The 11,429-nt window shown below is 47.0% G+C and carries 8 protein-coding genes; 5 read left to right on the top strand and 3 right to left on the bottom strand.

Annotation, left to right across the window (positions count from 1 at the left end):
• From QT979_RS01595 to QT979_RS01585, 3 genes are all read right to left on the bottom strand, one after another.
• Window positions 1-2,603: Ig-like domain-containing protein (locus tag QT979_RS01595; RefSeq protein WP_333307790.1), on the bottom strand; the 2,603-nt coding region annotated here is incomplete at its 3' end.
• Between the two features lie 201 nt (window positions 2,604-2,804).
• The gene (locus QT979_RS01590) at window positions 2,805-3,497 is read right to left on the bottom strand and encodes a response regulator transcription factor (protein ID WP_333307788.1); all 693 of its coding nucleotides are present in this window, start codon (window positions 3,495-3,497) and stop codon (window positions 2,805-2,807) included.
• Window positions 3,494-4,594 carry a HAMP domain-containing sensor histidine kinase gene (locus tag QT979_RS01585; protein WP_333211104.1) on the bottom strand — a complete coding sequence of 367 codons (1,101 nt, stop codon included), beginning with the start codon at window positions 4,592-4,594 and terminating at the stop codon, window positions 3,494-3,496. Before QT979_RS01585 ends, QT979_RS01590 begins: the two co-directional genes overlap by 4 nt.
• A 299-nt stretch (window positions 4,595-4,893) precedes the next feature.
• Between QT979_RS01585 and kdpA the strand changes: the two genes are divergently transcribed.
• The 5 genes from kdpA (at window position 4,894) to QT979_RS01560 (ending at window position 11,338) form a co-directional block, all read left to right on the top strand.
• Complete coding sequence (gene kdpA / locus QT979_RS01580; RefSeq protein WP_333307786.1) at window positions 4,894-6,714, top strand: potassium-transporting ATPase subunit KdpA; 1,821 nt, start codon at window positions 4,894-4,896, stop codon at window positions 6,712-6,714.
• Between the two features lie 122 nt (window positions 6,715-6,836).
• On the top strand, window positions 6,837-8,930 hold the full coding sequence (gene kdpB, locus QT979_RS01575; protein ID WP_333307784.1) for a potassium-transporting ATPase subunit KdpB: 2,094 nt from the start codon (window positions 6,837-6,839) through the stop codon (window positions 8,928-8,930).
• Window positions 8,931-9,087: 157 nt separating this feature from the next.
• A complete protein-coding gene (gene kdpF, locus QT979_RS01570; RefSeq protein ID WP_333211110.1) occupies window positions 9,088-9,357 on the top strand; it encodes a K(+)-transporting ATPase subunit F in 270 nt (89 codons plus the stop codon).
• Window positions 9,358-9,398: 41 nt separating this feature from the next.
• Complete coding sequence (gene kdpC, locus QT979_RS01565) at window positions 9,399-10,028, top strand: K(+)-transporting ATPase subunit C (protein ID WP_333307783.1); 630 nt, start codon at window positions 9,399-9,401, stop codon at window positions 10,026-10,028.
• A 167-nt stretch (window positions 10,029-10,195) separates the two neighbouring features.
• Entirely contained in the window at window positions 10,196-11,338 is a 1,143-nt protein-coding gene (locus QT979_RS01560) for a universal stress protein (RefSeq protein ID WP_333211115.1), read from the top strand.
• The last annotated feature ends 91 nt before the right edge of the window (window positions 11,339-11,429 follow it).

The following is an 11,429-nucleotide window of genomic DNA, read 5'->3' as shown; positions in this document are numbered from 1 at the left end:
GGAGTATAAGTAAACGAACCATCCTTATTCAATCCGAGAGTGCCATTGTTGGGATTTGTGACTAGAGTTGCCGTCCGCAAATCACCGTCCAAGTCGATGTCGTTGGCTAAAACTCCCTCACCAACAGCCACGTTCAGGACTTGACCGTGAAGGGTTTTGTAATTGTCAATTCCTGCAAACGGTGGATTATTTGTGACATTAATATTTGCTAAAATTGCTGGTGAAGTAGCAGCCCCATCGCTGACAGTGTAAGTAAAACTATCAGGTCCAAAGAATCCTGGATTGGGAGTATAAGTAAACGAACCATCCTTATTCAATCCGAGAGTGCCATTGTTGGGATTTGTGACTAGAGTTGCCGTCCGCAAATCACCGTCCAAGTCGATGTCGTTGGCTAAAACTCCCTCACCAACAGGCACATTCAGGACTTGACCGTGAAGGGTTTTGTAATTGTCAATTCCTGCAAACGGTGGATTATTTGTGACATTAATATTTGCTAAAATTGCTGGTGAAGTAGCAGCCCCATCGCTGACAGTGTAAGTAAAACTATCAGGTCCAAAGAATCCTGGATTGGGAGTATAAGTAAACGAACCATCCTTATTCAATCCGAGAGTGCCATTGTTGGGATTTGTGACTAGAGTTGCCGTCCGCAAATCACCGTCCAAGTCGATGTCGTTGGCTAAAACTCCCTCACCAACAGGCACATTCAGGACTTGACCGTGAAGGGTTTTGTAATTGTCAATTCCTGCAAACGGTGGATTATTTGTGACATTAATATTTGCTAAAATTGCTGGTGAAGTAGCAGCCCCATCGCTGACAGTGTAAGTAAAACTATCAGGTCCAAAGAATCCTGGATTGGGAGTATAAGTAAACGAACCATCCTTATTCAATCCGAGAGTGCCATTGTTGGGATTTGTGACTAGAGTTGCCGTCCGCAAATCACCGTCCAAGTCGATGTCGTTGGCTAAAACTCCCTCACCAACAGCCACGTTCAGGACTTGACCGTGAAGGGTTTTGTAATTGTCAATTACTGCAAACGGGAGATTATTATTTGTAACGTTAATCGTAACTGTTGCTGGTTGGACAGATGAATCTGTGCCGTCGCTAACATTATAGGTGAAGGTATCAGTGCCTACAAAGCCAGCTTTCGGAGTATAAGTGAAGTCGCCGGTGAGATTTAACTTGACTGTACCGTTGCTCGCGGTTGTAACTACCACGGCACTACGCGCGTCGCCGCTGTTGGCGTCGGTGTCGTTGCTTAAGACTCCCGCCCCAGAGACGCTGAGAACTTGGTCGTGCACGACGCTGTAGCTGCCGTCATCGACGGCCACCGGGAAATTATTAACCGAGATGGGGCCGAGAGTAAAACTCGCACTTGCTTGATCCGTGGCGTCCCCGAAAAATAGGAAGTTTGCCGTTTTGTAGGGGTTAAAGGGTAAAGCCGGCTGGCTGTTTGCCGGATCAAATGCCGTATAGTTCCGCAGCGGCTGATCTGTCAGGCCTGGTATTGCTGTTGGGCCGGCAAACAGGGTGTAAGTGTTGCCTTGAACTACCAATTTGTAGTCGGTAGCAGTGCTGATGTTAACAAGTGCATTTTGCCCGCGAGTAAACAGGGGAGTATCTTGTTGAGCAAAAATGCTTCCGTTGGCGCCGAGATTGCCGTTGGTGAAACCCAGTTCAATGCCGTTTTGACCGTCGCTGCTAATGGCGATGATGCTGAAACCGGCCCGATGGTTACTAATACTGTTTTCAGCGGTGACTGCAACTCGAAAAGAAACGCTGTAACCGTTGATGCGGTCAAGTGTGGGAAAAGTTGGACTAATTGGAGTAAATGTTGCTGGCGTCGGGGTCGGAGTTGCGGGAGTGTATCTGTAGTTGGTGTAGCCCGCATAGCCTGCATTGCTAGCAGGGAGACTCACGGTAGAAGTATTAATGCCCGTGTTGGGCGAGAACGCACCAGTGGCGAATGGAAGAGCAGCAGGTAGCTCTCCATAAGCTAATTGAGTACCCGCTGGTGTCCCGATACCGGGTGTTGGAGTAAGAAGACCAAAGTTACTTGCGCCGTCGTAGAGGGTGAGGCTGAACACAAATTGATAGGTGGCTATTGTTGCCGGGTCGATCGCCAACCCAGAGGACACCGCCCCCGTTGTATAATCTAGTTCCCAATCTCCGCCCATAGCCGAACTGCCGATCGGCGATCTAGAAGCAGCAATTTTTGCCTTGGTTAGCTGACTCAGTTGCTGCACAAAGTTAGCGCCCTCCTCCCCCGCCGCTACATCGCACCCGTACAGTAAAATCTCTCCACTGTCTGCCAGCGATCGCCACCAACGCTGCAATTGATTAGCATAAGTTTTTAAATTTGTCAAGTTTAGATCGATCGCGCCTAGCAGTAAACTCGCGGGGCGACCGTGGGAGATGATATGAATGCTTTTAATATTGCTGCGACTCGCTAGCGCTGCCGTGATTTGTTCTAGTCCATCCCGCGCTGCATCAAGGATAATTACTTCTGTCCCCGCTGCGATGCCGTTGTGGAGAGTTTGGCTGTCGGGAAGGGCAGAGTCGAGAAAGGCGATCGAACTTACAACTGAATTAATAAAATTTTGCACAATACACCTCTGGTTGGATGACCGTAGGAAAATTAAGATGTACAGAGCTTAGCAAATTCACACATTAAATGTCATGAATAAAATTCACAATCAAGACTGATATTAACTTTCCGTGAAGCTGCTACAGATTCATCTTGTAGAGGCGCGTTTAGCAAATAATTAATTTCAAAAACCGACAATCCCAGTACAAAAGTTGACCTTTTAGGGTTCGACTGCCAAAAGTTCTTGTGCAACCAATCCTTTCTGAATAGCGAGCACTGCTGCTTGAGTGCGATCGCGCACTTCCAACTTTTGCAAAATCGCGTGCACGTGAACCCGCACAGTCCCCGGAGCAATGTACAATATTTGTGCAATTTCCTGATTGCTTTTCCCCCCCGCAACTAAAGCCAAGATTTCCTGTTCTCGCTTCGTCAGCGGATTCTCCAAAACTTCTGATTTTGAACCAACTTTCACAGGTTCAGAATTAGCAAAAACCGCCCGAATTTCCCCAGTTGCCGCCTTATCCCACCACGAAGCACCAGCCGCTACCGATCGAATTGCCAAAACCAAAGTTTCCGCCGCAATTCCCTTGAGGCAATAGCCCTGAGCCCCCACACCAATCAATCTTTCAATTAAGGATTTTTGCGAATGAGAAGTTAAGATTAAAACGGGAATTGCTGGATGTCGCTGTTTAATTTGGCGACACGCTTCAATACCGCCAATTCCAGGCAAACCGACATCAAGAACCACCACATCTGGTAAGTGTTCCTGAGTCAATTCTACTGCGGTTTCGCCATCTTCAGCCTCGGCAATTACTTGCAAGCAACTTTCTTGTTGCAACCGCGTTTGCAGCCCCAACCGAAACAGTTCGTCGTCTTCAACTAGGAGAATTCGCAACGGATAAGCTGGTTTCATTTCTGTGGGATAGCAGGGAGTCGGAATCCAAATAAAGCACCGTGTGGCAATTTATTTTCTGCCCAAATTATACCGCCGTGGGCGTCAATAATTTGGCGAGATAAGTATAATCCTAATCCCGAACCTTTGGCTTGCCGATCGCTGTGTCCTTGATAAAAACGCTCGAACAAGTGGGGCAGTTCATCGGCGGTAATTCCCAACCCGCTATCGATAACTTTCACCACCTGATAACTCGCATAAGATTCCATAACAATTTCTACTTTACCGCCGCGAGGAGAATGGTTAATTCCGTTTGTTAGAAGATTAACAAAAACGCGCTGGAGTTGCACCGCATCGCCATTTACCCACAAAGAGCGACGGAAATCTGACTCTCCGTAACTCATACTAATGTAAACTCGGCGCGCCGCCGACAAATGGATGAGTGTTGCGATTACTTCTTCTGCCAAAGCTACTAAATTTACGGGCGCAAGTTGCAGTTTTAAACCTTCGGCATCGTTGCGGTAAACATCCAGCAGCGTTTCTACTAATTGTAGTGACATTTTGTGCGATCGCGCCATTGTTTCGAGAACTTTTTGCTGACTGGCGGTGACATTCCCAAATTTTGCTGACTGAAAAGCTTTAATAGTTTCGATCGCCCCCAGCATCGGCGTTTTTAAGTCGTGACTCAAAGTAGAGACAAAATCTTCTCGGATGCTTGCTAGCTGCTGCTGCGACTGCAACTCAGCTTTAGCGATCGCGATCGCCTCTTGGTACTGCTGGTTGCGATCGCTCAAATATCCCGTCACCCCTAAAGCCATGACTGCGATCGATCTATTTGCAACTGTGGCTAGGGCGATCGCTTCTCCGTAAGGAACAAACAAATTTAACAGCGTCAAAGCTACTGCTACCAGAGTAATTTGTAACTTACCCAACCGACTCAAGCGCGAATTTGCCAGTAAAATCGGCCCTGTGTACAAATACCCAAACAGATACTCCGACGGCGTAGTAAATTCCAGCACTACAACGATCGCAAATAAAATTGCGATCGACCACCTCCCCCGCAAATAATTATCTTGAATTGCCAGGTTGTCTGTGATTTTTAATAAGCTGTTTAACATTCTTTATCCATCCATTTTATATTTTATATTTACACTCTATTCTCTGCCTTATTCCTGCGGTTTCTCATCGCCAAAATTTGTCTCCTGTGACGCAACAACAGCGTTTAGATAACATCTATATCTGCAAGCATAGATACTGCTACATATTTAAACATTTGTCAGTCAGTGAAAATATATAGCAGCTAAGGGTAACGGGTAAACGGCAACTTATATCTGCGGGCTGATTATCAAAAATCCTAGTGGCAAGTATATTGATTTTTAAAAGCAGATTGCACTTTTAAGGAAGTATTGGCTCAGTTATGCTTGAAGGATTAATTCAAATCGCATTAACGCTAATCATGGTAGTAGCGATCGCCCCTATTTTTGGTAATTACATGGCGCGGGTGTACATGGGAGAACAAACCATTCTCGACCCCGCTATTAAACCTCTAGAACAACTCATCTATAAAGCCAGCAATATCCGGTCTATAGATTCGATGACAGGTTGGCAATATGCGCGATCGCTACTCTACAGCAATGCAGCAATGGGCATATTTGTTTTCCTAATTTTCATGCTTCAGGGAGTTTTGCCTTTAAATGCCACCAGCTTAACTGCCCCAACCTGGGATACTGCGCTGCACACAACTATTTCATTCCTCACAAATACCGACCAACAGCATTACTCCGGCGAGACAACATTTACTTATTTGTCCCAGTTAACCCTGGGATTTTTAATGTTTACCTCAGCAGCTACAGGTTTAGCAGTAGGCATTGCTTTTATCCGGGGCTTAACAGGTCGTCCATTGGGCAACTTTTACATAGATTTAATTCAATCAATCACCCGGATTCTGCTACCCCTTTCTTTAATAATTGCCTTACTGTTGCTGATGTCGGGAGTCCCAGAAACCATAGCCGGGCCGGCCGTTGCCCGTACATTAGAAGGCGGCACGCAAATAATTGCTCGCGGCCCAGTAGCTCACTTTGAAAGCATCAAACAACTAGGAGAAAATGGCGGCGGTTTTTTTGCCATTAACTCGGCTCACCCCTTTGAAAATCCCAACCCTTTTACCAACCTGCTCGAAACACTAGCAATGGTTTCTATACCAGCAGCGCTCATTCACACCTACGGCAGATTTGCAAACAACAAAAAGCAGGGATGGCTAATTTTTTGGATGGTGTTTGCCATCTATGTTTTCTTAATTGGCATTGCAGCGTTTGGCGAGTACGGTGGCAACCCTCAAATCAATAATTTACTGGGTTCGCAGCAGCCAAATTTAGAAGGAAAAGAAGTTAGATTTGGCTGGGCAGAGACTGCACTGTGGGCGGTGACTACCACTGGCACAATGTGCGGGGCTGTCAACGGAATGCACGATTCTTTAATGCCTCCCGGTGGTTTTGCTACTCTGTTTAATTTGTTTCTACAAATCGTTTGGGGCGGACAAGGAACGGGAACTGCTTACTTATTTATTTACTCAATTTTGAGCGTGTTTCTCACTGGCTTGATGGTGGGGAGAACGCCGGAATTTTTGGGACGCAAAATTGAAAAACGAGAAATAGTTTTAGCCAGCGTTGTTTTGTTAATTCACCCGATCGCAGTTTTAATCCCCGGTGCCATTTCTCTCGCCTTTACCGACAGTTTGAGCGGCATCAGCAACCCCGGATTTCACGGCATTTCCCAGGTGATGTACGAATACGCTTCGGCTGCAGCCAACAACGGTTCTGGCTTGGAAGGATTGGCCGACTCTCAACCCGCACCTACCGGACTTTGGTGGAATTTAAGCACCTGTTTCAGCCTGCTGTTGGGGCGCTACGTTCCGATTATTGCCCTGCTGCTTTTAGCCGACAGCATGACGAACAAACAACTGGTTCCCGAAACAACTGGCACTCTCAGAACCGATTCAGTTTTGTTCACCGGCGTCACCGCAGGAGTAATTATAATTCTGGGCGCGCTGACATTTTTCCCAGTTCTAGCTTTAGGGCCAATTGCCGAAGGATATGAAATTAGCAACGGCAAATTTGAACCCACACCGATAACTGCACCCACAACACCTTTAGCAACGCCTTCGCCTTTAGCAACGCCTTCGCCTTTAGCAACGCCTTCGCCTGAAGTGACAACCCCGACACCAAACAGCGGACAGTAGATGTAGATTGCATTAAGTAATGCAGCGACAATAAACTGCTGTTGCTGGCAACAATCCCAAATCCCTAATCCCAAATCCCTAATCCCAAATCTAAAATCTAAAATCTAAAATCTAAAATCGACATGGCTTCTTCCCCTACTCCAGATTCCCCAAAAAAACCTGCTAGAGGCTCTCGCGAGTCTCGCAAGCACACGCCGAAAGCAAATACAAAAGGTCTTTATCAAAGAGCTTTTAAACAAGCTTTTGTCAAGCTAAACCCGCGGGTGATGCTGAAAAATCCGGTGATGTTTGTGGTGTGGGTTGGCACAATTGTAACTGCATTATTAACCATTGACCCGACGCTGTTCGGCCCGGTTCCCGGCGAAAATCAGAGAGTTTTCAACGGTTTAGTCACGTTTATTTTGTTCTTCACTTTGGTATTTGCTAATTTTGCCGAAGCGGTGGCCGAAGGGCGCGGAAAAGCGCAAGCAGATGCCCTGCGATCGACCAAAGCTGACACAACAGCCCGCAAACTCCTACCAGACGGTTCAATTCAAGAAGTTAGTTCGACATCCCTGAGACGCGGCGACCAAATTAAAGTGATCGCAGGCGATGTCATTCCTGCCGACGGCGAAGTGATCGCAGGTGTCGCGTCGGTGGATGAATCTGCGATCACTGGCGAATCCGCGCCTGTGCTCAAGGAACCGGGTTCCGACATCGCCAGTTCCGTTACCGGGGGCACGCGCATCCTCTCCGACGAACTGACGCTGCGGGTGATGGCCGACCCCGGCAAGGGGTTTTTGGACAGGATGATCGCGCTGGTAGAGGGCGCAGAACGATCGAAAACGCCGAACGAGATCGCCCTGACGGTGCTGCTAGCGGTGCTGACGCTGGTGTTTTTGATTGTGGTTTCGACGATTCCGCCCGTGGGAAATTATGTGAAAACTCCCGTGGGCGTGGTGACGCTGATTTCGCTGCTGGTGGCGCTGATTCCAACAACCATTGGAGGTTTGCTGAGCGCGATCGGCATTGCGGGCATGGATCGCGTCGCTCAGTTTAACGTGATAGCGACCTCTGGACGCGCCGTGGAGGCTTGCGGCGACGTGAATACGCTGATTTTGGACAAAACGGGGACGATCACGCTGGGGAACCGTTTAGCCGAGGAGTTCATTCCGGTCAACGGTCACTCGCTGGAGGATGTTGCGAGTGTAGCCCTTGCTGCGAGTGTGTTTGACGATACTCCAGAGGGAAAGTCGATCGTCCGTTTGGCTCAGAATTGGGGCGTACAGGTGGATTTCGATCGCACCAACGCCACGGGGCTTGATTTTTCCGCAAAAACGCGGATGTCTGGCACGGATTTGCCCGATGGGACGGAGGTTCGCAAGGGTGCGGTTGATGCGGTGAAGGGTTTTGTGCGATCGCGCGGGGGCAATTTCGGCCCGGATCTCGATGCAGCTTACGAGCGAGTTTCGCGCTTGGGAGGCACACCTTTAGCTGTTTGTCAAGGCAGCGACACCTACGGCATTATCTATTTGAAAGATGTCATCAAACCGGGAATTCGCGATCGATTTGACCAACTGCGAAAAATGGGAATTCGCACCATTATGCTCACCGGAGATAACCGAATTACAGCATCAGTAATTGCCGATGAAGCAGGCGTTGACGACTTCATTGCCGAAGCAACTCCCGAAGACAAAATCGACGTAATTCGCAAGCAACAAGCCGAGGGTAAATTAGTCGCAATGACGGGAGACGGAACCAACGACGCACCCGCACTAGCTCAGGCAAACGTAGGACTCGCGATGAATTCTGGAACCCAAGCAGCGAAGGAAGCAGCGAACATGGTGGACTTAGATTCTGACCCCACAAAACTAATTGATTTAGTTACAATTGGCAAACAATTGCTGATTACTCGCGGCGCGCTGACCACATTTTCCCTAGCCAACGATATCGCTAAATATTTTGCAATTATTCCGGCAATATTTTCCCCTGTTGGCGCTTTGAACGTCATGGGTTTAGCCAGCGGTCAATCGGCGGTTTTGTCGGCATTAGTTTACAATGCTTTGATTATTCCCGCTTTGATTCCCCTAGCATTAACCGGGGTAAAATTTCGACCTTTGAGCGCCAACCAACTGTTGCAGCGGAACATTTTAATCTACGGATTGGGCGGGGCAGTCGCGCCGTTTATTGCCATCAAAATTATTGATGTTTTGATTACCGCCGTTGGGCTAGCATAGATCGGGAAAGCATGACAAGGATTTTGAGACGGATACACGGATTAATCTCGTTCCCCGGCTCTGCTGATGAACGCATATCCAGAGGCTCTGCGTCGATTTTTCCCAAAAAATAATCCAATAGAAAGACAGATATTTATTCCCAAAATAAGGAGAATTCATGAAACGGAATAATTGGCTGAATGATATTTGTCCCAGAGATTTCCAAGAAAACGTTGAGTTAGCACAAATGCTTTGGCAGCGCCACCCAATCCCGGTGCAGCTATTTCTAGTGATGTGTTTCAATGCTATAGTTGCCCCCGCTGTCTACGCTGCTGCAGGTGAAGATTTGACCCGAAAAGCTGTCTGGGGTTTAAGTCTCCTAGGTTTGGTGATTATCGCCCTTTCTATTTACTTGTTCGTAGTCATCTTTCAACCGGAAAGATTTTAGTCAATAATTAACCCTTAGCAAATAACCGATCGAGGTAATTTATGAGAGAAATAATTAGAGCCATTCGCCTTACCCTGGTTTTGTGGGGAATTACAGCTATTATTTACCCTTTAATCTTGCTAGTAATCGGCCAAATTGCCTTCAACTCCCAGGCAAACGGCAGCTTAATTACCAACCAAGGAGTTGTAGTTGGCTCTGCTTTAATCGGTCAGCCTTTCTCCTCAGAAAGATATTTTTGGGGTCGTCCCAGCACCACCAATTACAGCAGCTTTGCGACAGAAAATTACGATCCGACAAAGGAAGAAAATGTTAGTCAAAGAACAGGCGTTTCTGGTGCTAGCAACCTGGCTCCAAGTAACTCGGATTTGCTGAAGCGAGGTAATCAAAAAGAGGGTTTTCAAGGGGTGCAAGTTGAATTAGATCGCCTCAACAAAGCTGGTATCAAACCAACTGCTGATTTAGTCTACACCTCTGGTTCTAGCCTCGATCCGCACATTAGCGTAGAGGCAGCTCGATCGCAAATTCAGCGGATAGCAACAGTGCGATCGCTCAATCTTAATCAAGTAGAAATGTTGGTAGCCAAAAATACAGATGGTAGATTTATCGGCATTTTCGGTGAACCGGGAGTTAACGTCCTGAAACTAAATTTGGCTCTCGACCGTTTACAATAGTTTACAGTCAATAGTCAGTAGTCATTAGTCATTAGTCATTAGTTATTAGTTATTAGTAGCAACAAACAACCGCCAACTGACAACAGACAACAGACAACTGACAATCGCCAACAGACAACTGACAACTGACAACTGACAATCGCCAACTGACAACTCACTACTCAGCTATGATTCACTCTAGCGAAATTACCAACAATCCAGACGCGGTTTACGCCCAACCAAACCGCACTTACGATCGCACCACCCGCCGGGGAAAGCACAAAATATTTATCGGCATGGCCCCCGGTGTCGGCAAAACGTTCCGAATGCTGGAAGAAGGACACAGGCTCAAATCTGAAGGCATTGATGTGGTAATTGGACTGTTAGAAACTCACGGTCGGAAAGAAACAGCAGCTAAAGCAGAAGGATTGGAAGTAGTACCCAAAAAACAAATGCGGCGCGGCGAAAAAATGCTCACCGAAATGGATACAGATGCTGTCATCGAACGCCGTCCTCAATTAGCATTAATAGACGAACTGGCTCATACAAACATTCCGGGTTCTCTGAGAGAAAAACGATATCAAGATGTCGAACAAATTCTCAAGGCTGGAATTGATGTTTTCTCCACCCTCAACATTCAGCACATAGAAAGTCTCAACGATTTAGTAGCTCGAATTACCGGAGTTGTAGTGCGAGAGCGAGTACCCGATCGCGTCCTCGAAGATGCTGACGAAATAGTCGTTGTCGATGTCACGCCAGAAACTTTAGAAGAAAGGTTGCTTGAAGGCAAAATTTATGCTCCCGAAAAAATTGAACAATCTTTAGAAAACTTTTTTCAGCGCCGTCATTTAATCGCTTTGCGAGAACTCGCCCTGCGAGAAGTCGCAGACAATGTGGAAGACGACGCAGCAACTTTAAAAGGTCAATCTTGCAACATTCACGAACGAGTTTTAGTGTGCATCTCGACTTATCCGAATTCTTTGCAACTGCTGCGGCGGGGCGCGAGGATTGCTAGCTATATGAATGCCCCATTTTATGCTGTGTTTGTCAACGATCCAGACCGATTTTTAACAAAAGCAGAAAGCTTGCACGTTGAAACTTGTGAGAAACTCTGTCAAGAATTTAAGGGGCAGTTTTTGCGGGTAAACGGCACTAATATAGCCAAAGCAATTTCGGAGGTAGCGAAACAGTATCGCATTACTCAAATTGTGATCGGCGAAAGCCAGCAATCCCGCTGGAAATTGCTGCTGCGGGGTTCTTTGACTCAACAGTTAGTGCGATCGCTCAAACACGTAGATTTGCACATCATCGCTACTGAAAAAAGTCAGTAGTCATTAGTTATTAGTCAGTAGTTGTGAGTTGTTAGTTATTTTGCAGAAAAACTGCAACTTTTGGAGGATAGGTGAATCTAGCGGGTGGTGG

This window comes from Microcoleus sp. w2-18bC1 (assembly GCF_036700365.1).
GTDB lineage: Bacteria > Cyanobacteriota > Cyanobacteriia > Cyanobacteriales > Microcoleaceae > Microcoleus.
The sequence above is the reverse complement of the archived record's forward strand: the minus strand, read 5'-3'. Positions and strand labels throughout refer to the sequence as shown.